Source organism: Vibrio sp. S/42/10 (genome assembly GCF_029890535.1).
Lineage (GTDB): Bacteria > Pseudomonadota > Gammaproteobacteria > Enterobacterales > Vibrionaceae > Vibrio > Vibrio cyclitrophicus.
In genome coordinates, this window is record NZ_JAKMZC010000019.1 from 24,080 (window position 1) to 43,723 (window position 19,644).

Annotated in this window: 15 protein-coding genes and 9 tRNA genes; 5 read left to right on the plus strand and 19 right to left on the minus strand. The window is 44.7% G+C overall.

Going from position 1 to position 19,644, the window contains the following annotated elements; genetic code table 11:
- Window positions 1–80 precede the first annotated feature (80 nt).
- Entirely contained in the window at window positions 81–1,397 is a 1,317-nt protein-coding gene (locus tag L8S15_RS18190) for an adenylosuccinate synthase (RefSeq protein ID WP_010434108.1), read from the minus strand.
- A 172-nt stretch (window positions 1,398–1,569) separates the two neighbouring features.
- On the opposite strand from L8S15_RS18190, the gene L8S15_RS18195 reads away from it, so the two are divergent.
- Window positions 1,570–1,758, plus strand: a complete 189-nt coding sequence (locus L8S15_RS18195; protein WP_010434105.1) for a DUF2065 domain-containing protein — start codon at window positions 1,570–1,572, stop codon at window positions 1,756–1,758.
- 189 nt (window positions 1,759–1,947) lie between these two features.
- On the opposite strand, the gene hflC is transcribed toward L8S15_RS18195, so the two are convergent.
- From hflC to tsaE, 8 genes are all read right to left on the minus strand, one after another.
- The gene (gene hflC / locus L8S15_RS18200; RefSeq protein ID WP_010434102.1) at window positions 1,948–2,925 is read right to left on the minus strand and encodes a protease modulator HflC; all 978 of its coding nucleotides are present in this window, start codon (window positions 2,923–2,925) and stop codon (window positions 1,948–1,950) included.
- Between the two features lie 2 nt (window positions 2,926–2,927).
- Window positions 2,928–4,130 (minus strand): FtsH protease activity modulator HflK, encoded by a 1,203-nt coding sequence (gene hflK / locus L8S15_RS18205; RefSeq protein WP_010434100.1) that lies wholly within the window; start codon window positions 4,128–4,130, stop codon window positions 2,928–2,930.
- Window positions 4,131–4,156: 26 nt separating this feature from the next.
- On the minus strand, window positions 4,157–5,464 hold the full coding sequence (gene hflX, locus L8S15_RS18210) for a ribosome rescue GTPase HflX (RefSeq protein WP_010434098.1): 1,308 nt from the start codon (window positions 5,462–5,464) through the stop codon (window positions 4,157–4,159).
- Between the two features lie 44 nt (window positions 5,465–5,508).
- Complete coding sequence (gene hfq, locus L8S15_RS18215) at window positions 5,509–5,772, minus strand: RNA chaperone Hfq (RefSeq protein ID WP_010434097.1); 264 nt, start codon at window positions 5,770–5,772, stop codon at window positions 5,509–5,511.
- A 193-nt stretch (window positions 5,773–5,965) separates the two neighbouring features.
- Window positions 5,966–6,898, minus strand: coding sequence for a tRNA (adenosine(37)-N6)-dimethylallyltransferase MiaA (gene miaA / locus L8S15_RS18220; RefSeq protein ID WP_010434095.1), 933 nt, complete (start codon window positions 6,896–6,898; stop codon window positions 5,966–5,968).
- A 167-nt stretch (window positions 6,899–7,065) separates the two neighbouring features.
- A complete protein-coding gene (mutL, locus tag L8S15_RS18225) occupies window positions 7,066–9,243 on the minus strand; it encodes a DNA mismatch repair endonuclease MutL (RefSeq protein ID WP_280574542.1) in 2,178 nt (725 codons plus the stop codon).
- A 51-nt stretch (window positions 9,244–9,294) separates the two neighbouring features.
- Complete coding sequence (locus L8S15_RS18230) at window positions 9,295–11,016, minus strand: LysM peptidoglycan-binding domain-containing protein (RefSeq protein ID WP_010434091.1); 1,722 nt, start codon at window positions 11,014–11,016, stop codon at window positions 9,295–9,297.
- Complete coding sequence (tsaE, locus tag L8S15_RS18235; protein WP_004735870.1) at window positions 11,010–11,474, minus strand: tRNA (adenosine(37)-N6)-threonylcarbamoyltransferase complex ATPase subunit type 1 TsaE; 465 nt, start codon at window positions 11,472–11,474, stop codon at window positions 11,010–11,012. Before tsaE ends, L8S15_RS18230 begins: the two co-directional genes overlap by 7 nt.
- Window positions 11,475–11,714: 240 nt before the next feature.
- On the opposite strand from tsaE, the gene queG reads away from it, so the two are divergent.
- Entirely contained in the window at window positions 11,715–12,893 is a 1,179-nt protein-coding gene (gene queG, locus L8S15_RS18240) for a tRNA epoxyqueuosine(34) reductase QueG (protein ID WP_010434088.1), read from the plus strand.
- A gap of 670 nt (window positions 12,894–13,563) precedes the next feature.
- On the opposite strand, the gene L8S15_RS18245 is transcribed toward queG, so the two are convergent.
- The 10 genes from L8S15_RS18245 to orn all read right to left on the minus strand — a co-directional run bounded on the left by L8S15_RS18245 (window position 13,564) and on the right by orn (window position 15,520).
- Window positions 13,564–13,639 (minus strand) — tRNA-Gly (locus L8S15_RS18245).
- Window positions 13,640–13,714: 75 nt separating this feature from the next.
- A tRNA-Met gene (locus L8S15_RS18250) sits at window positions 13,715–13,791 on the minus strand.
- 51 nt (window positions 13,792–13,842) lie between these two features.
- Window positions 13,843–13,918: transfer RNA gene (locus L8S15_RS18255), tRNA-Gly, on the minus strand.
- 59 nt (window positions 13,919–13,977) lie between these two features.
- Window positions 13,978–14,054, minus strand: a tRNA-Met gene (locus L8S15_RS18260).
- A 102-nt stretch (window positions 14,055–14,156) separates the two neighbouring features.
- A tRNA-Gly gene (locus L8S15_RS18265) sits at window positions 14,157–14,232 on the minus strand.
- 59 nt (window positions 14,233–14,291) lie between these two features.
- Window positions 14,292–14,368: transfer RNA gene (locus L8S15_RS18270), tRNA-Met, on the minus strand.
- 61 nt (window positions 14,369–14,429) lie between these two features.
- Window positions 14,430–14,505, minus strand: a tRNA-Gly gene (locus L8S15_RS18275).
- Window positions 14,506–14,581: 76 nt separating this feature from the next.
- Window positions 14,582–14,658: transfer RNA gene (locus L8S15_RS18280), tRNA-Met, on the minus strand.
- Window positions 14,659–14,719: 61 nt separating this feature from the next.
- A tRNA-Gly gene (locus tag L8S15_RS18285) sits at window positions 14,720–14,795 on the minus strand.
- A 179-nt stretch (window positions 14,796–14,974) separates the two neighbouring features.
- A complete protein-coding gene (gene orn, locus L8S15_RS18290; RefSeq protein ID WP_010434065.1) occupies window positions 14,975–15,520 on the minus strand; it encodes an oligoribonuclease in 546 nt (181 codons plus the stop codon).
- A 150-nt stretch (window positions 15,521–15,670) separates the two neighbouring features.
- Here orn and rsgA point away from each other — a divergent pair, with 150 nt between their 5' ends.
- The 3 genes from rsgA (at window position 15,671) to L8S15_RS18305 (ending at window position 19,478) form a co-directional block, all read left to right on the plus strand.
- Window positions 15,671–16,726, plus strand: a complete 1,056-nt coding sequence (gene rsgA / locus L8S15_RS18295; protein WP_010434062.1) for a small ribosomal subunit biogenesis GTPase RsgA — start codon at window positions 15,671–15,673, stop codon at window positions 16,724–16,726.
- Between the two features lie 125 nt (window positions 16,727–16,851).
- Window positions 16,852–17,769 carry an archaetidylserine decarboxylase gene (asd, locus tag L8S15_RS18300; RefSeq protein ID WP_016797460.1) on the plus strand — a complete coding sequence of 306 codons (918 nt, stop codon included), beginning with the start codon at window positions 16,852–16,854 and terminating at the stop codon, window positions 17,767–17,769.
- A 293-nt stretch (window positions 17,770–18,062) separates the two neighbouring features.
- Window positions 18,063–19,478: an SLC13 family permease gene (locus L8S15_RS18305; RefSeq protein ID WP_016797459.1), complete on the plus strand. Its 1,416-nt coding sequence runs from the start codon at window positions 18,063–18,065 to the stop codon at window positions 19,476–19,478.
- Window positions 19,479–19,644 lie beyond the last annotated feature (166 nt).

Below are 19,644 nucleotides of genomic sequence, written 5' to 3' on the forward strand. Positions count from 1 at the left end.
TCATTATCAGAGCACTTTAACTAGCAAAGTACTTTAATTACCACAGTACGATTTGTGCTGTGGTAATCACTCAACGGGCATTATGCGCCGTATGGGTGAACCTTGATGATAGTTTCGTTACGATCTGGGCCAGTTGATACGATATCAATTGGAACACCAGTTAGGTCTTCGATACGCTTGATGTAATCTAGAGCAGCTTGTGGAAGCGCGTCGATAGATTTAGCACCAAATGTGTTTTCAGACCAACCAGGCATTGTTTCGTAGATTGGCGTTGCTTCTTCAAATGACTCAGCAGCCATTGGAGAAACTTCTAGGATAGAACCATCTTTCATCTTGTAACCAGTACAGATCTTTAGCTCTTCTAGGCCATCTAGAACGTCTAGTTTAGTTAGACACATACCAGATAGAGAGTTGATTTGGATTGCACGACGCATAGCAACAGCATCGAACCAACCAGTACGACGTAGACGACCCGTTGTTGCGCCAAACTCGTGACCAACATCGCCTAGGTGTTTACCAACTGGGTCTTGCTTCTCAAGGCCATCGTATAGCTCAGTTGGGAATGGACCTGAACCAACACGAGTACAGTAAGCCTTAGTGATACCAAGGATGTAACCGATATGACGAGGACCGAAACCAGAACCTGCAGCAACACCACCAGCAGTCGTGTTAGAAGACGTTACGTATGGGTAAGTACCGTGGTCGATATCTAGTAGCGTACCTTGAGCACCTTCGAACATGATCTTGTCGCCGCGCTTACGTGCTGCGTCTAGTTCGTCAGTTACGTCGATAACCATCGCAGTTAACATGTCTGCGTAGCTCATCGCTTGCTCAAGAACTTCTTCGTAGCTTACTGTTTCAGCTTTGTAGAAGTGCTCTAGTTGGAAGTTGTGGAATTCCATAACTTCTTTTAGCTTCTCAGCGAATGCTTCTTTATCGAAAAGGTCGCCAACGCGTAGACCGCGACGAGCAACTTTATCTTCGTAAGCAGGACCGATACCACGACCCGTTGTACCGATAGCTTTAGCGCCACGAGCGATTTCACGCGCGTTGTCGATAGCAATGTGGTACGGAAGAATTAGAGGACAAGCTTCAGAGATGAAAAGACGCTCACGTACTGGAATACCGCGATCTTCAAGAGGCTTCATTTCTTTTAGAAGTGCGTCAGGCGATAATACTACACCGTTACCAATAACACATTTAACGTTATTGCGTAGGATACCTGATGGAATTAAGTGAAGAACGGTTTTTTCACCGTCAATTACAAGTGTGTGACCTGCATTGTGACCGCCTTGGTAGCGAACCACGTATTTTGCATCTTCAGTTAAAAGGTCAACGATTTTACCTTTACCTTCATCACCCCATTGGGTGCCTAGAACGACTACGTTATTTCCCATCTTTCCAATTTCTGTTGCTAATTAAAAATGGATTCTAGCACTGAATCACACTTCTTGCAGTCACTTTTTGTTCATAAACGTTAATGCTGTACAGAAATAAACCACCCGTAACTGAAGGCGAATGTGTAAAGATGCTGATATCATTGCGTTTTTACAGACAAAAGGCAGAAGCATGTCTCAATCAATTTGGCTCGCTATTGGGCTCGTACTTATTGTTGAAGGGCTCGGCCCTTTGATTGCACCCAATGGCTGGAGAAACATGGTCGCGCAACTGAGCGAACAACCCGACACGCAACTGCGACGCATTGGCGGTTGTCTTGTGGTCGCTGGCGCCGTTATCGCTTTCATGACCTACCGTTAGTTTCTATAAGTACTAATCTGTTTATAAGTACCACTCTGTTAAGCGCCTTCCCTCGCGCCCCAATAGCGAATCCGCAAACATGTCTCGTCCTGAAATAGGTCATAGAAAACAAAAAGGCTCCCATAATAGGAGCCTTTTGAGTTTTAACGTATTTTGCTTATTGAGCTAAGCATTCGCTAACGCATCAGCTTATTTTGCTGGAGCGCCGCTTGCTTGATTCATGTATTGGAAGAAGTCAGTCTTCGGATCCAGTACTAGAATGTCGCTCTTATCGCTAAATGATGTCTCATAAGCTTGCAGTGAACGCATAAAGCCATAGAACTCAGGATCTTTGCTGAACGCATCAGAGTAGATCTTCGCTGCTTCTGCATCAGCATCACCACGAGTGATTCGAGCTGTACGGTCAGCTTCAGCAAGAACTGTTGCCACTTCTAGCTCAGCTTGAGCACGGATAACTTCCGCTTTCTCACGACCCTGTGAACGGTGTCTACGAGCAACCGACTCACGCTCTGCACGCATACGGCGGTAGATAGATTCACTGATTTCGTCAGGAAGGTTAATCTTCTTCATTCGGAAATCAACAACTTCAACACCTAAATCAGCCATCGCACTTTCTGCCGTTCCAGACAAAACGTTTTCCATGATCTTATCGCGTTCGCCATCAACTTCTAGTGCTTCTGCAGCCGCTACCGTTGTGACGACTTCGCTATCAGCAGAGTCTGGCAGGATGTCCTTATTACGAGGGCCTGATACGATCTGCTTAATTTCACGAGAACCAATTTCAGAACGAAGAACATCTGTCACTTTACGCTCAAGAAGTGCTTCTGCCGTCATGATGTTGCCGCCGCCTGTACTCAGATAAAAACGTCCAAAATCAGCAATACGCCATTTTGCGTAGGTATCAATTAGAACGTCTTTTTTCTCTGACGTTACGAAACGGTCAGAACGACCATCCATCGTTTGAATACGAGCATCAAGCACTTTTACGCGATCAAACATAGGCAGTTTAAAGTGCAGGCCTGGTTCATAGATTCGTGATACGCCGTTGTCATCGAGAACTCGACCAAAACGAATTACCATGCCACGTTCGCCTTCTTGAATCACAAATAGTGACATCAATAAAAGGGCAATCGTCACAACTAATACAGGGATCATTAATTTACGCATTATTAGTATCTCCCTTGACGTGAACTGTCTGAACGAGTTTGAGTGCTAGACTTTGGATCCGCTTGAGTTTCTAACTCAATTTGATCGTAAGTTGATGATGCTTTTGCAGGGCGAGTGCCCGACTGAGAACCACTTTGTGCGCCTAGCTTATCAATTGGTAGGTATAGCAAGTTACCACTTGATTCAGAATCAATCAGGACTTTCGATGTGCTTGAGTACACTTTTTCCATTGTATCAAGGTACATACGGTTACGTGTTACTTCAGGAGCTGCTTGGTATTCAGGTAGCAGTTTCTCGAACTGAGCCACTTGACCTAGAGCACCATTAACTGTGCGCTCTGAGTAACCCACCGCTTCTTTCTTCAAACGCTCAGCACGACCTGTTGCTTTTGGAAGAATGTCATTTCGGTAAGCTTCAGCTTCACGCTCGAAACGCTCTTCATCCTCACGAGCCGCGATAGCATCATCAAATGCATCTTTCACTTGCTCAGGTGGACGTGCTGACTGGAAGTTCACATCAACAATCAGAATACCCATGTCGTAGCTATCAATAATACGGTTCAACGTTTCTTGAGTGCTTTGACGAATCTGTTGACGACCACTTGTCAGGATACTATCCATTAGTGAGTCACCAATTACCGCACGAAGCGCAGAATCGGTTGCTTGGCGTAAACTGTCGTCTGCATTCGTTACACGATACAAGTACTTGTATGGGTCAGAAACACGGTATTGAACACCCATTTCAACGGTCACAACGTTTTCATCTTTCGTTAGCATCGTGCCAGCAGCACGTAGAGAACGAATCGCTTGAACGTTTACTAGTTGCTCATCTTTGATTTCATCGATGAAGCGTGGGTGCCAGTTAAGACCAGGCTCTTCGATACGGTCGAACTGACCCAATCGAAGTACTACTGCTCTTTCTGCTTCGCCAACGGTGTAGAAACCAGCGAAGAACCAGATAGCAATCGCAATAACGGCAATGACACCAAAGCCAATTGCACCGCCACCACCAATAGATGGTCCGTTACCGCTACCACCCTTTTTACCAAACTTGCCACCTAACTTTTGACTTAGTTTACTAAACACTTCGTCTAGATCTGGCGGTCCTTGATCTCGGCCGCCGCGATTATTATTCTTACCCCAAGGGTCGTTATCGCGGCCGTTATTATCGCCGTTGTTGTTATTTCCAGGCTCATTCCACGCCATTAGAAAACTCCATCATTGATATGACGTTATACTGTAGCAGTCTCTTTGGTAACGATAAAGTCACCTAAGAGCGCCCCTTCTCTTTTTTCGAGTTTAGACCAATCTATTTGTTGCATTCTAATATCTATCAACAAGTTACCATTTTCATCATACTCTTCCTGTTGAATACATTTCATCTCAAAGAATAAGCTACGAATACGGCCCTGATGTTGATGTGGAATACACAACCGGAATTGAACCATCTGACTCGCTAAACGCTCAGTTAAAGCTTCAAACAGCAGTTCAATACCTTCTCCTTCCATTGCAGAAACCCAAACAGCGCGTGGTGCGCCCTCTTCGTCTCTTTCAATTCGAGGTTTTTGGTCTTCCATGCAGTCAATCTTATTCATGACTACAAGGGTTGGCACTTCATGAGCATCGATCTCTTCTAATACATCATGAACAGCCTGAATATTCTCACGAAAGCGGTCATCACTGGCATCAACAACATGTAACAAAATGTCAGCTTCCTGCGTCTCTTGTAACGTTGCCTTAAATGCAGCGACCAAATCATGTGGTAGATGGCGGATAAAACCTACGGTATCTGCGAGAATTGCAGGCCCGACATCTGCCAAATCAATCTTACGTAGTGTTGGGTCTAGGGTTGCAAACAGCTGGTCTGCAGCATAAACACCTGCACTTGTGATGCGATTGAAAAGTGTTGATTTCCCTGCGTTGGTATAACCAACCAAAGAAATTGTTGGGATTTCAGCTCGATTACGAGCACGTCGTCCTTGTTCACGCTGCTTAGCGACTTTCGCTAAACGACGCAATATTGCCTTTATACGGTCACGCAGCAAACGTCGATCGGTTTCCAGTTGAGTTTCACCTGGACCACGAAGACCAATACCACCTTTCTGCCTTTCAAGGTGAGTCCAACCTCGAATCAGTCGGGTAGAAATATGACGAAGCTGAGCGAGCTCAACTTGCAGTTTACCTTCGTGAGTTCGTGCACGCTGTGCAAAGATATCTAAGATCAAACCCGTGCGATCAATCACACGACATTTGCACAACTGTTCAAGGTTTCGCTCTTGGGCAGGAGAGAGAGAGTGGTTAAAAATCACAATTTCAGCTCCGGTCAGCTGAACGGCTTGAGCGATTTCTAGGGCTTTACCTTCTCCAACGTAGTATTTAGGGAGTGGGGATTGTCGGCTACCAGTAATAACTTGTAGCGTTTCTACCCCCGCAGAAGAGACCAGCATTTCACACTCGCTTAGATCTTCCCATTCTCCCTCTTGCGTGAAGTTGATATGAACAAGTACGGCTCGCTCGCCAGATTCATAACGGTCAAACAAGCAACCAACTCCTTATTACAGCGCAAGCTGTATCAATTGAACGATTAATCTTCAGTCTTCTCTGGACGATCAGATGGAGCACGTTGCTCGCCGCTGTGGTGACTAACTGCACGAGCAGGAACCACAGTAGAGATCGCATGCTTGTAAACCATTTGGTTTACTGTGTTCTTCAATAAGATCACGAATTGATCGAAAGACTCGATCTGACCTTGCAGCTTAATGCCGTTAACAAGATAGATAGAGACTGGAATGCGCTCACGACGGAGTGCATTTAGGAATGGGTCTTGTAGCGATTGCCCCTTAGCCATTTTATTTTCCTTATTTATATTTTGTTGTAATTATTTAGCTAGTGGTGCACAAAAAGGTGCGGCCTTTGCATCTGAGCTAAACGAATAAAAAAACTCCGTTGTTATTGAAAGGCTGTGATTTTTTAAAAGCCTCAATAACTGATCCTTTCCAGAGTATATTCACGCAAAAGCGATCACATTATACACAGCAATACTAATCAGATGCTATTGCATCTGAAAGAGTTTCTAACGCTTGATCAATGTTTTCGCTATCTAACCAAGTTAAATCATCCCAACTGCGCAACCAGGTGATTTGTCGCTTGGCCAACTGACGAGTTGCACAGACACCACGGAAAACCGCTTCGTCTAAATCACAATTCCCGTCTAAATAATCCCACATCTGTCTATAACCAACGCATCGGATCGAAGGTAGCTCTGGGTGAAGATCTTTTCTGGCATACAACGCCTTCATTTCATCCTCAAACCCCGCTTCTATCATTTTCTCGAAACGCAGCTCAATACGACGATGGAGTTCAGTCCTTTCCTTGGGAGCTATAGCAAATTGTTTCACACGAAATGGCAGGCTATCGCCTTTCGTTTGAGTTAGCTCAGTTAATGTTTTACCCGAAATTCGGTAAACTTCCAATGCCCTTGAAAGCCTTTGTGGATCATTTGGGTGTATTCTTTCAGCGGATACGGGATCTATCTCTCTTAATTGATCATGCAAAGCTTGCCAACCTTGCTCGATAGATTCCGCTTCAATCTGCTTGCGTATCTCTTGATCCGCAGCGGGTAGTGGCGATAAACCTTCCAACAACGCCTTGTAATACAGCATCGTGCCGCCAACCAGTAACGGGATTTTTCCTTCCGCTACAATCTTATTCATTTCGCTGATCGCATCACGACGAAAATCTGCCGCAGAATACGCTTCGCTTGGATCCAGAATATCAATCAAGCGATGAGGCGCGAGCGCGAGCTCTTCCGCATCGGGTTTAGCGGTGCCAATATCCATGTCTTTATAGATCAATGCAGAATCAACACTGATGATCTCTACTGGGTATTTCTGACGTAAGCGGATAGCTAAATCTGTTTTTCCTGATGCCGTTGGGCCCATTAAAAACAACGCTAAAGGTAATTTTTCAGTCATGATATTTTGTATTTGTTTCTCTGTTAGAGCGCTTTATAAAAAGGCTTCATGTCGCGATGTGCCCTGTAACTAAGGTCAATGCCATCACAACACATTAAATCGTAAACAGCCGAAGCCGAAATAAGCTTAATTTATCTAAAACTCAGCGGTGAAAATTCACCTACAAACTAAGCCATAAAAGCCGCAATAGTCGCCGAAAAGTCGATAGGATTAACAAACTCTGGATCATCTAATGGAAGTAGACCATGCCAAAGCTGCTCAAGTTCCCCAACTAGTTGAACCGCTTCAGATAAAGTGTAGTCGCTTTTTACTTGTGCCGTTTGAATCCCGACCCAGTTAACCAATGATGGCAACAGGTCGTTCAAAACATTACCCGCGTTATTATCTAAAATCTGAGTATTTATTGAAGCCGCGTACGATAACAGATCTGGGATCAAAATTTGTAAGTTTTGCTGTCTCAGAGGAGAAGGAACTCCCATCACCATCACTGCTTCACTGTTTCGTGCTTTAAGCTCAATACCAAGCAGCGCCAATGTTTGGCTCAGCGCTTTCGCGACTTCAACCAATTCACTACCAAGCTTGATCGACAAAGGCACCAGTAATGGTTGGCTTTTTAATGGCCCGTTACGAGCATCGAGTTGACCCACAACACGCAATAATTCAGCTTTTGCTAAGGAAACCAGAACACAACCATTCTTATTGCCCATGACCAGATACTGCCCCTCAACAATTGAAACCGCTTTGCCCAAATCAGTGACGGGTGCTCGCGGTTTCGAGTTAACGGGATTCTGTTGAACAGACTTAGCTTCTATATTTTCTATATTTTCTCTGGTTTCGGCTGGTGCGACATGCTCTTGAGGAGGTGATGGAGCTACAACTTGATCATCAAAATCTGGCGTTTTCAGAAGCTCTTTGTAGGCTTTCACTTCACGCTTAGAGGGCGCCGGTTCAGCATGATGTTGGTGCGGTTCTTTTTCTTTCTTCGGCGCAGGTCGAGACTCAATCCACTCTTGTCGAGGAGAGCCCGTAAAACTGATTTCGCTAGATGACGAGCCTGTGGTAGATGATGAGCCTATATTAGACGATGAGCTATAGCGTTGGCTCGCATCATTAACGCTGTGTTGGGGTTTATCATAAACCTGCTCAGATTCAGCTTTTCTTGGATAGGCTGGCGTTTGCTCGATGGCATGTCGCACCCTTTCTGAAACCAAATCTGGCTCTGAGTTGGAAGGCACCGTGTCTTCTTGATCAGAAAAACGCGTCGCATCGCCAGAAGCATCTTGCTGATAATGATCAGTATCTGACTGATGGAACGCAGATTGATTGAGCGGAGCTGCATCAATCTGCTTGCTTTGTGCCAGGCCATCACTCAAGGCTTGATAAATAAAATCATGTACTAATCGTGCTTGATGAAAGCGCACTTCATGTTTAGCTGGGTGAACATTCACATCCACTTGATGCGGGTCTAATTCAATGAATAACACATACGTTGCGAATTGATCTGGGCGTAGGCTGGTCTCATAGCTTTGACGAATCGCATGATTGATCAGCTTATCGCGCATCATACGACCATTCACATAGCAGTATTGTAGGTCGCTTTGTTGCCTTGCCCCTTCAGGTGTGGTGATCCAGCCATGAAGCTTCAAACCTTGATGCTCCAGCTCAATCTTAAGCATATGACGAACAAAAGGATTACCGCATACCGCTGCAATGCGTTTTTCAGCCTGAACATCGGTTTTGGCCGCACGGTATTGACGAATCATTTTACCGTTATGACGAAGGTTGATCGTCACATCAAAGCGACTTAACGCAATTCGCTTAAGCAATTCATCAATGTGAGTAAATTCGGTTTTCTCAGTACGTAAGAACTTGCGACGTGCTGGTGTGTTGAAGAACAGGTCCAACACCTCAACCGAAGTGCCAATGGGATGCGCTGCAGGTTGCAGTTTCACCTGCATGTCTCGGCCCTCGCTGTGCGCAGCCCAAGCTTGATCTTGAGTCGCAGGGCGCGAAGTCATGGTTAAACGTGCAACCGAGCTGATACTCGCGAGCGCTTCACCACGGAAACCAAGGCTGACGATCGCCTCGAGGTCATCAAGGGTATGAATCTTAGAGGTCGCATGACGGCTCAATGCCAACGCAAGTTCATCTTTAACGATGCCCTTACCGTTGTCACGCACGCGGATCATCTTGGCGCCACCTTTCTCGATATCAATATCGATACGTGTGGCACCTGAATCCAAACTGTTTTCAACCAACTCCTTCACAACAGAAGCGGGTCTTTCTACCACTTCACCGGCTGCAATTTGGTTCGCTAACCGAGCTGGCAGTATTTTGATCGTCATATTTATAGCTACCTTACTGCCATTGATGGAAACATGTCTGCGTTAAAAAGATTACTTATGCGGAATAATCAACACCTGCCCCACCGCTAGGCTGTCAGAGCGTAGGTTATTCGCTTTACGGATAGCATCAACACTCACACCGTACTTAGAGGCTATCTTACCTAGGTAATCACCTCTTGCGACTTTGTGTTTACGCAGAGGTATGTCTTTTACTTCTACCGTAATACGTAGCTTCTGACCCACTCTCAATGTTTCAGATTTTAAACGGTTCTCACGCTTAATGTCCGCTACCAATACTTTATAACGGCTGGCGATCTTGCCTAGGTACTCTCCAGACTTAACCGTGTGAGTAATAGTCTTAGTTTTGACTGCACTGCTTGATGATGAACCTTGAGCGCTGCTTGGTATCTTAAGTACTTGACCAATCGCTAGGCTACTCGACTTCAGATTATTGAGTTTCATCAAGGCTTGCGTCGAGGTGCCATATTTACTCGCAATCACAGATAAAGACTCACCCCGCGATACTTTATGTTGGCTTACGCTGCCTGTTGAAGATGTCGCATTCGATAAGATAATCCCTTCTGGCGGGTTAGCTTTCAAATACTTAACAACGGCTTTAGTCACAGCACGAGCCAGCTTGTCTTGGTGCGAACGTTGGAAAAGAAGCTTCTCTTCCGTCGGGTTTGAAATAAAGCCTGTCTCGACCAACACTGATGGAATTTGTGGTGAGCGTAATACCGCTAAGCTGGTGTTTATTGGCTTACTGTTATGCAGCTTCGCGACTTTACCCATTTCAGATAGAATCGCCGTTGCCAGTTTATAGCCCTCTTTTTGAGAGTGGCTAAACTGCAGATCAAGCAGGGTTTGGTTTACGTTTTTATCATCAATATTGCCAGTGAACGCAGCACCACTGCCACCGAGCAACTCTGACTGTTTCTCTTTATTCTCAATCCAACGCGAAATCTCAGTATTGGCACGTCGAGTGTTCAACACAAACACCGAACCACCTCTTGGTTGTGGCGTCGTAAACGCATCTGCGTGAATAGAGATCAACAAGTGAGCTTCATTCTCACGAGCAATAGCAACACGTCGATTCAGGTTTACAAAGTAGTCAGCATTACGTGTCAAACGAGTCTTAATACCCGGAACGGCATTCAACTGGGCGGCGAGCTTTTTCGAAATGCTGAGAGTCGCATTCTTTTCATATTTACGAGATGGACCGATTGAACCAGGGTCTTCGCCACCGTGTCCAGGATCAATCACGATCAGAATGTCTTTCTGACGCTTCACCTGATTAATGTCTTTGCTTACCGTTGGCTTACTCGGCGTCGACGTTGTTGTCCCTTTGCTTGCCGCACCATGAGGTAAATCGATCACCAAGCGGTGTCCATACTGACCACCCGGAGTCGGGCTCAGTTTAAACAACTCTGCTTTAGACGACTTCTTTAACTCAAAAACTAGGCGATAAGTACTCTTGTCTGGCGGTGAGCTCTTACGAATCTTAGATAGAACAGGGCTATCTTTCACCACGACCGGTAACTTGGTTGCAAGGTTGGTGTTTTTTAAGTCGACAACCAAGCGGCTCGGGCTACTCAGTGTGAAATAGCTAAAGTCCGCTTCTGACTTTAAATCAATAACCACACGAGTTTCTTCTGGAGAAGGCCAAACCCTCAAACTTTTCAAGGAGTTTGCTGAAACAAGCGAAGAAAACAGTAAAGAGAAAACAGCAGCCATCATGGCCGCTGTTGAAAAAAGGCGTTTAGAAATCAACATAACTCCAACTGACTAAGTAAGCGCTGTCCGTATTCACTATTAGCGGTTAAAGAAACAATACGGTGATCGTCTTGGTAACGAATATCAATGTCCAAATCCGCTTCTGGTAGCATCCCATAGCCTTTCTCAGGCCATTCAACCAAACAGATAGCATCTGGCGTGAAGTAATCACGAATCCCCATGAACTCTAATTCTTCAGGATCGGCTAAGCGATAAAGATCGAAGTGATATACCTGCCAGTCGGCAAGTTGATAAGGTTCAACTAGAGTATACGTAGGGCTCTTTACATTTCCTTGATGGCCAAGCGCTTTTACAAAGCCACGACTAAAGGTCGTTTTGCCTGCGCCAAGATCACCATGCAGATAAATAGTCGTCTGCTGTGAGCAAAGATTAGAAAGCTCCGTTCCTAGTTGAATCGTTGCTTGTTCATCTTTCAAAGTAAATTGTTTCGTGCTCATGAATACGTTCTCTAAAAATCGATCGTTGACTATATAAAAATCAAAAGAACAAGAATAGTAAACCGTGATGCTTTTGGGAGACAAGCACTCAAGTGTAAGTTCTATGAAAAATACTGATCAAAACGCGTCTGTTCTGGTCAACACCACTCAGATCCGTTAAGATCCGCCCCCATTTTTGCCGAACCTAATTTTAATTAGCCTTATCTCTAATTGTAAAACAGAGAAAATAAGAATTAAGCCATGAATCTAGACCATCTTGCTGAAAAAATTAAAATCTGGGGAAAAGAGTTAGGCTTTCAAAAAGTTGGCATCTGCGATGTTGATTTAAGTGAACACGAAGCCCCTCTTCAAGCATGGCTAGATGCTGGTAATCACGGCGAAATGGATTGGATGGCTCGACATGGAATGATGCGAGCTCGCCCTAATGAGCTTCATCCTGGCACCATTCGAGTGATCAGCGCCCGAATGAACTACCTACCACCGGAAGCGCAATTTGCCTCTAACCTAAGCGATACCACTCAAGGTTATATCAGCCGTTATTCTTTAGGCCGCGATTATCATAAATTGTTCCGTAACCAATTGAAAAAGCTAGGACAAAGAATCGAGAAGGAAGTCGAAGGTTTAGACTCACGTCCTTTCGTCGATTCAGCGCCTATTTTGGAAAGACCGCTCGCTCAAAAAGCGGGGTTGGGTTGGACAGGTAAACACTCGTTAATTCTCGATAAAGACGCGGGCTCTTGGTTTTTTCTAGGGGAGTTATTAGTTAACATCCCGCTTCCTGTTGATGAACCTAGTGTCGATGAGTGCGGCAAATGCACCGCATGTATCACCTCTTGTCCAACGGGTGCCATTATTGCTGATGGTGTCGTGGATGCTCGAAAATGTATTTCGTACTTAACCATTGAATACGATGGTGTGATCCCGGAAGAATTTAGAGACGCAATTGGTAATCGTATTTACGGTTGCGACGACTGCCAGTTAGTTTGCCCATGGAACCGTCATGCTGAACTCACAGAGCAAACAGACTTTCACCGCCGAGAAGATTTCCAAGAAGCCGATCTGGTTTTGCTTTCAAGTTGGGACGAAGCAACCTTCTTGAAGAAAATGGAAGGCTCTGCAATAAGACGCATCGGCCACACCCAGTGGTTACGCAATATCTTTGTTGCTATGGGCAATGCACCATTCCAGCAACGCATTGTTGAAACACTGGAATCTCATCAAGGGAAAAACGATATGTTGGATGTGCATATTGAGTGGGCTTTGAATAAACAACTACAGCAGTTGCCTAACGTTAGCAGTGTGCAAGAAGATAGCTCTACGCAGAAAAATAACTGTATGCAAAAAAATAGCAGCAAAATACTCACCAAAAAGCACAGGCTGATACGCATTGTTGAAAAAGGACTACCAAGAGACGCCTAGCTCTTTACGTACCTACCTAGTTCTTTATATACCTACCCAGTTCTTTATATACCAATGTTTAACTGGCTAGTTCATACCAATCATCCAACATTTAAGACAACTCGTTGCACATAATTTTAGAACAATGTTTGACCTTGTTCTCAATTTTAACAATGTGGAAAAAATTCAGATTTCTCGTAAACTTCCGACACCCTCACAAAGTTAAACACAGTACCGATAAATGATTAAGATCAAAAAACAACAAGTTAACGATCTTTTACCAAATTCAACACAAGCACTCAACTTGATAAAAAACAACAAGTTACGATCGCTACGATTCCGCTAATATATTGAAAACAAGAAAGATCTTTTAGAGGTATGTGGAGAATTAAGCCTGAAACAACTTTATCAACCAAGTTATCCACACCTAACATTTTGTGGATAAGTCTGTTTATAGATATGAAAAACCTCAAGTATCTGCTTCAGAGACCTGATGTTTACTAGCATTCCAGTTGCTAAGAAATATTTAAGACAAAAAAATATCCACCATGATGGAGGATTATTTGCTTTTTGGGGGGATTATGCTTCGCAGCATTAAAGAAAGAGCGTGACCCTTAGGTCGTCTTTAAACTCTGTGATCCAAAGAAAAACACGGTGGCTTAAAGGGTCTTAATAGCTTTTAGAAGAAAGCTGGAGCGATACATCGGGTTCGAACCGATGACCTCAACCTTGGCAAGGTTGCGCTCTACCAACTGAGCTAGTATCGCATTCGTTAATCGCTGCTTTTACTGCCTTGGGCAACTCTTACCGCCTTGAGCAACAGATAGCGCTTAACTGTAATGTGGTTGCGGGAGCCGGATTTGAACCGACGACCTTCGGGTTATGAGCCCGACGAGCTACCAAACTGCTCCATCCCGCGTCCGGATGCATTGTTTAAGACAATGACTCTGTTCTCTAAAAAGAGAGAATTTGGAGCGATACATCGGGTTCGAACCGATGACCTCAACCTTGGCAAGGTTGCGCTCTACCAACTGAGCTAGTATCGCATAAGCTAACCGTTCATCTTTTCTGCTACAAAGCATCAAATCAACGTTCAACTGTAATGTGGTTGCGGGAGCCGGATTTGAACCGACGACCTTCGGGTTATGAGCCCGACGAGCTACCAAACTGCTCCATCCCGCGTCCGGATGTTTCTCTTTTCGCATCATGATCGTTTAAGACAATGAGACGAAACCATTTCATTCTGAGTACTTTCTCTAGGAGATGACTTCTAAGAACTGAATGTGGAGCGATACATCGGGTTCGAACCGATGACCTCAACCTTGGCAAGGTTGCGCTCTACCAACTGAGCTAGTATCGCATAAGCTAACCGTTAACCTTTTCTGCTAAGAAGCATCAAATCAACGTTCAACTGTAATGTGGTTGCGGGAGCCGGATTTGAACCAACGACCTTCGGGTTATGAGCCCGACGAGCTACCAAACTGCTCCATCCCGCGTCCGGATGCATTGTTTAAGTTAATGACTCTATATTCCCAACATCAATCCTAAGAAAGAAATTGGAGCGATACATCGGGTTCGAACCGATGACCTCAACCTTGGCAAGGTTGCGCTCTACCAACTGAGCTAGTATCGCATAAGCTAACCGTTCATCTTGTCTGCTAGAAACTAAGTTCTTACTGCAAAGAAGCTATCAACGTGTAGCTGTAATGTGGTTGCGGGAGCCGGATTTGAACCGACGACCTTCGGGTTATGAGCCCGACGAGCTACCAAACTGCTCCATCCCGCGTCCGGATGCATTATTTAAGTTAATGACTCTATATTTCCAACATCAATCCTAAGAAAGAAATTGGAGCGATACATCGGGTTCGAACCGATGACCTCAACCTTGGCAAGGTTGCGCTCTACCAACTGAGCTAGTATCGCAATCTGAAACGTCTTTCGCCGTTCAGGGCTGCGAATTATAAGAGCATTTTTTTGTGATGCAAGTCCTTAATGCAAAATTACGAAAGTTTTTACTCAACTGCTGTAAAAGCACACAGATTTGCAAAAAAATTGGCTCTTATGTCCCTGAAAAGTTAGATAAACGTGATCGTTTGATCTGATTAGATGTTAATAATCGTTTTTCGGTAGTACTGCAGCTCAGCAATCGACTCACGAATATCGTCTAATGCAAGGTGGCTTCCCGACTTAGAAAACCCATCTAACACTTCAGGTTTCCAACGGCGAGTCAGCTCTTTCAAAGTGCTTACGTCAACATAGCGGTAGTGGAAGTACTCTTCCAACTCAGGCATGTGTTTGTATAGGAAACGGCGGTCTTGACCAATGCTGTTACCACAAATCGGTGACTTACCTTTTGGTACCCATTTCTCAAGAAACTCAATGGTTTGTTGAATCGCATCTTGCTCTGAAACCGTGCTTTCTTGAATTCGCTTAACTAGGCCACTGCCGGTATGAGTCGTTGTGCACCACTCGTCCATCTTGTCCAATTCACTCTGAGGTTGGTGAATAGCCAAAACAGGTCCTTCAGCCAGGATGTTAAGCTCACTATCGGTAACGATAGTCGCAATTTCAATGATTTTGTGAGTTTCAGGATCAAGTCCAGTCATCTCTAGATCAACCCAAATCAGGTTCTGATCGCTAAAGGACATAAGGCGTCGCCTATTTGTTTATGTGTAAAAGAGGTACTATACCCAAATAACTATACTCAAACTAGCTCTAGGGCCATCGAAATCATATGGCACCAGCAACACCTTGTTTGAGTCCCCAATCATCAAGTTAGATGTGTTAAGTGAAAAATTGTGGCTAAAAAAAAGAAGTTAACTAAAGGTCAGGTACGTCGTGTACGTAGCAACCAGAACAAGCGACTCAAGAAAGAAGATTCTATCCAATGGGATGAGAACATGCTTGGTGGCACAAAAAGCGGATTGGTCATTACGCGCTTTGGGCAACATGCTGATATCGAAGATCTTGAAACTAACGAAGTTCATCGTTGTAACTTACGCCGTAGTATCGAGACCTTAGTTTCTGGTGACCGAGTAACTTGGCGCGCAGGCTTAGAGTCGATGGCTGGTATTTCAGGTGTAGTAGAAGCGGTTGAGCCAAGAACTTCAATGCTGACTCGCCCTGATTACTACGATGGCCTAAAACCAGTTGCTGCAAACGTTGACCAAATGGTTATCGTATCGGCAGTGTTACCCGAGCTATCACTTAATATTATCGACCGTTACTTAATTGCCTCAGAAACCGTCAACATTGCCCCACTTGTGGTTCTCAATAAAGTCGACCTACTGACTGAAAAACAGATTGCTGAATACCGCGAAACACTGAAAGTGTACGAAAAAATCGGCTACAAGGTGATGTTTGTGAGTAAAGAGTCGGGTTACGGCATCAAAGAGCTGGAAGCTGAACTCAAAGATCGCATCAACATTTTTGTTGGTCAATCTGGCGTGGGTAAATCAAGCTTAGTGAATGCACTCATGCCAACACTAGATATCGAGGAAGGCGCCGTTTCTGAAAACTCAGGACTGGGTCAACACACGACAACGGCAGCACGTTTGTATCACTTCCCTTCTGGTGGTGATCTTATCGATTCCCCAGGGGTACGTGAATTCGGCTTATGGCATTTAGAACCAGACGAAATCACTGACGCTTTCATTGAATTCAAGCCATTTCTAGGTGGTTGTAAGTTCCGTGATTGTAAACACAATGACGACCCAGGATGCCTTCTACGTGAAGCCGTAGAAGACGGTAGAATCAGCCGTTTACGTTTTGCTAGCTACCATCGCATTATTGAAACCATGGCTGACAACAAAGATAACCGTCAGTACTCACGAAGCAAGAAAGCCGATCTCTAATCGCGTTTTTGTGAACAAATGTGTGCATTTACTGACAATTGGCGTGAATTTAAGTAACATCTCGCGCCCTAAACCGTCATCGACAGATTTAATTGAAAAACAATTAGCATTGGAAAATTAATACAATGGATAAGATTAAAGTTGGATTGCAGTACTGGATCCCACAGCATGGGCTAACTCGCCTAGTCGGTAAACTGGCGTCTGCTAAAGCGGGTGGCTTAACGACAGCGATCATCAACTGGTTCATCAAGCAATACAAAGTAAACATGGATGAAGCTCTGCATAGCGATCCAAAACACTTTAAAACATTCAATGAATTCTTCGTACGTGAATTGAAAGAAGGCATGCGTCCTATTGCTGAAGGTGAATCTGTTATTGTTCACCCTGCTGATGCACGCGTAAGCCAATTTGGCCCAATTACTGACGGCCAACTTATTCAAGCTAAAGGCCACAACTACTCAGCTCGCGAACTATTGGGCGGTGATTCAAGCCTAGCGGATGAGTTCAAAGACGGCGAATTCGCGACACTTTACTTATCGCCAAGTGATTACCACCGTGTTCACATGCCATGCGATGGCACACTGCGCCAGATGATCTACGTTCCTGGTGACCTTTTCTCTGTAAACCCGCTAACGGCAGAGAATGTTCCAAACCTATTCGCACGTAATGAGCGTGTAGTTTGTATCTTCGATACAGAGTTTGGCCCAATGGCACAAGTGCTGGTTGGCGCAACTATCGTTGGCAGCATCGAGCAAGTATGGGCAGGTACCATCACCCCACCTCGTGGTAACTCGGTTTACAAATGGGATTACCCTGCACAAGGTGACAAAGCAATCATCTTGAAGAAAGGCGAAGAGATGGGCCGCTTTAAGCTTGGTTCAACCGTTATCAACCTGTTCGCTAAAGATGCCATCAAGTTTGACGAAACGATGCAGAATGGTGAGAAAACCGTTCTAGGCACCCCTTTCGCGCATATTGCAGGCAAAAACGCTGAAGTAAGTGAAGACGCGGCTGAAACGGTTGAGAACACAGACCAAGCATAGCTTCTTGAGTTCGTTCATAGACATTCTAAAGGCGCGTTATTTCTAGTAAATAACGCGCCTTTTTCGTCACCGACCATACTGTTCGTAGCGCTTCGTAACAAGTTAATAGCCATAAATAACAAGCTCATAGCCCTTCGTAACAAATTCAGACCTCTTCATTAAAAAGTTGACCAAAAACAAAACAACTGTCGAAACCTTCAACAACTTTTCGATTTTACAACCCGTCTCCAAGTACCAAAAATCCAGATAACTTACTCTATTTGAAGATATTTTATTCATAGGGTCTTTGTATCATGCCTAAACTCAATGTTGGCGTATTGGTCAAGCTATTGATTTGTTTTGCGATTCCCTTGGGCGTGCTATTCATGCCTATCGACTCGATCCCCATAGATAACCTCACCTTGATTCAGCACCGCTTACTGGCGATATTTCTATTAGCTGCGCTACTTTGGGTTCTGGAACCGGTTCCGGTATTCGCGACGTCAATCCTGATCATTGCACTTGAATTGGTGATGATTTCCGACAAAGGCTTACATTTATTCAGAAGCCCACCAGCAGGACACGATCTCGGTGAGTTAATCAAATATACCGACATATTCGGTGCGTTTTCGTCACCAATTATCATCCTCTTTATGGGTGGTTTTGCACTCGCTATCTCGGCATCCAAGTACGAACTCGATAACAACTTAGCCCGAGTACTGCTCAAGCCATTTGGTACAGAGCCGCGCTTCATTATGCTTGGCTTAATGCTGATTACTGCCGTGTTCTCGATGTTTATGTCGAACACCGCGACCACAGTCATGATGCTTGCTCTACTAGGCCCAATAGTGGCTTCTGCGCCTAAAGGCGACATGGGGATTAAAGCACTCGTGTTGTGTATTCCAATTGCGGCCAACACCGGTGGTATCGCCACTCCCATCGGTACACCGCCCAACGCAATAGCATTGCAGTATTTAACTGGCGAAAACAGTATCGACTTCTTAAGTTGGATGATGATGGGCTTACCCTTTGTGATCATCCAACTCACCATCGCTTGGTTTCTTCTACAAAAACTCTTCCCTTCTAAAGAAAGAAACATGGTGCTCAAGCTCGATGGACAATTTAGAAAGAGCTGGCGAGCGATTGTGGTTTACATCACCTTCGCTGCGACAATTTTATTGTGGATGACCACCAAGCTGCATGGCATGAACACTTATGTGGTGTCTATTATTCCATTGGCTGTCTTTACTCTCACAGGCATTATGGGTAAAGAAGAGCTCAAGCTGATTAACTGGGATGTATTGTGGTTGGTCGCAGGGGGTATTGCGATTGGTATTGGCTTAGATAAAACAGGCTTAGCGGCGGCATTGGCACACGCGATTGACTATGAATCGCTCTCACCTGCAGCTGTGGTACTGACATTGTCTATCGTGTGTTGGTTAATGGCGAACTTCATGTCGAACACCGCGACGGCCAACTTACTGATGCCTATTGCCGCTGCGATCGGCGCATCGATGGAAAGCTTAGTCGCAATTGGTGGCCTACAAGGCTTGCTGGTTGTGGTCGCCTTCTCCGCCTCACTGGGTATGATTCTTCCGGTATCGACACCGCCCAACTCGTTGGCTTACTCAACCGGGCTTATCGAAAGCAAAGACATGGCGAAGATGGGTATCATCTTAGGTATCGTAGGCTTATTAATGGTCTACCTCGCGCTGTTTATTATCACCTAACACGGCTTATTATCATCTAGCACGTTAACTTTTCACTACAGCCCTCCAGATAGCAGTCCTAATTTCGCTAGCTGGAGGGTTGATCAGTTTTCAATCGATAAATAACTGTGATTCCACTTCACTGTTTGTCAAAAAGTAGGATCGATATATTTAGAATTTATGATTT

Excerpts from the sequence above, each read along its gene's own strand:
- hflK (WP_010434100.1), bottom strand. The coding sequence starts at position 4,130 with ATGGCGTGGAATGAGCCTGGAAATAACAACAACGGCGATAATAACGGC.
- L8S15_RS18230 (WP_010434091.1), bottom strand. The coding sequence starts at position 11,016 with ATGTTGATTTCTAAACGCCTTTTTTCAACAGCGGCCATGATGGCTGCT.
- hfq (WP_010434097.1), bottom strand. The coding sequence starts at position 5,772 with ATGGCTAAGGGGCAATCGCTACAAGACCCATTCCTAAATGCACTCCGT.
- L8S15_RS18195 (WP_010434105.1), top strand. The coding sequence starts at position 1,570 with ATGTCTCAATCAATTTGGCTCGCTATTGGGCTCGTACTTATTGTTGAA.
- mutL (WP_280574542.1), bottom strand. The coding sequence starts at position 9,243 with ATGACGATCAAAATACTGCCAGCTCGGTTAGCGAACCAAATTGCAGCC.
- hflC (WP_010434102.1), bottom strand. The coding sequence starts at position 2,925 with ATGCGTAAATTAATGATCCCTGTATTAGTTGTGACGATTGCCCTTTTA.
- orn (WP_010434065.1), bottom strand. The coding sequence starts at position 15,520 with ATGTCCTTTAGCGATCAGAACCTGATTTGGGTTGATCTAGAGATGACT.
- tsaE (WP_004735870.1), bottom strand. The coding sequence starts at position 11,474 with ATGAGCACGAAACAATTTACTTTGAAAGATGAACAAGCAACGATTCAA.
- L8S15_RS18305 (WP_016797459.1), top strand. The coding sequence starts at position 18,063 with ATGCCTAAACTCAATGTTGGCGTATTGGTCAAGCTATTGATTTGTTTT.
- queG (WP_010434088.1), top strand. The coding sequence starts at position 11,715 with ATGAATCTAGACCATCTTGCTGAAAAAATTAAAATCTGGGGAAAAGAG.
- L8S15_RS18190 (WP_010434108.1), bottom strand. The coding sequence starts at position 1,397 with ATGGGAAATAACGTAGTCGTTCTAGGCACCCAATGGGGTGATGAAGGT.
- miaA (WP_010434095.1), bottom strand. The coding sequence starts at position 6,898 with ATGACTGAAAAATTACCTTTAGCGTTGTTTTTAATGGGCCCAACGGCA.
- asd (WP_016797460.1), top strand. The coding sequence starts at position 16,852 with ATGGATAAGATTAAAGTTGGATTGCAGTACTGGATCCCACAGCATGGG.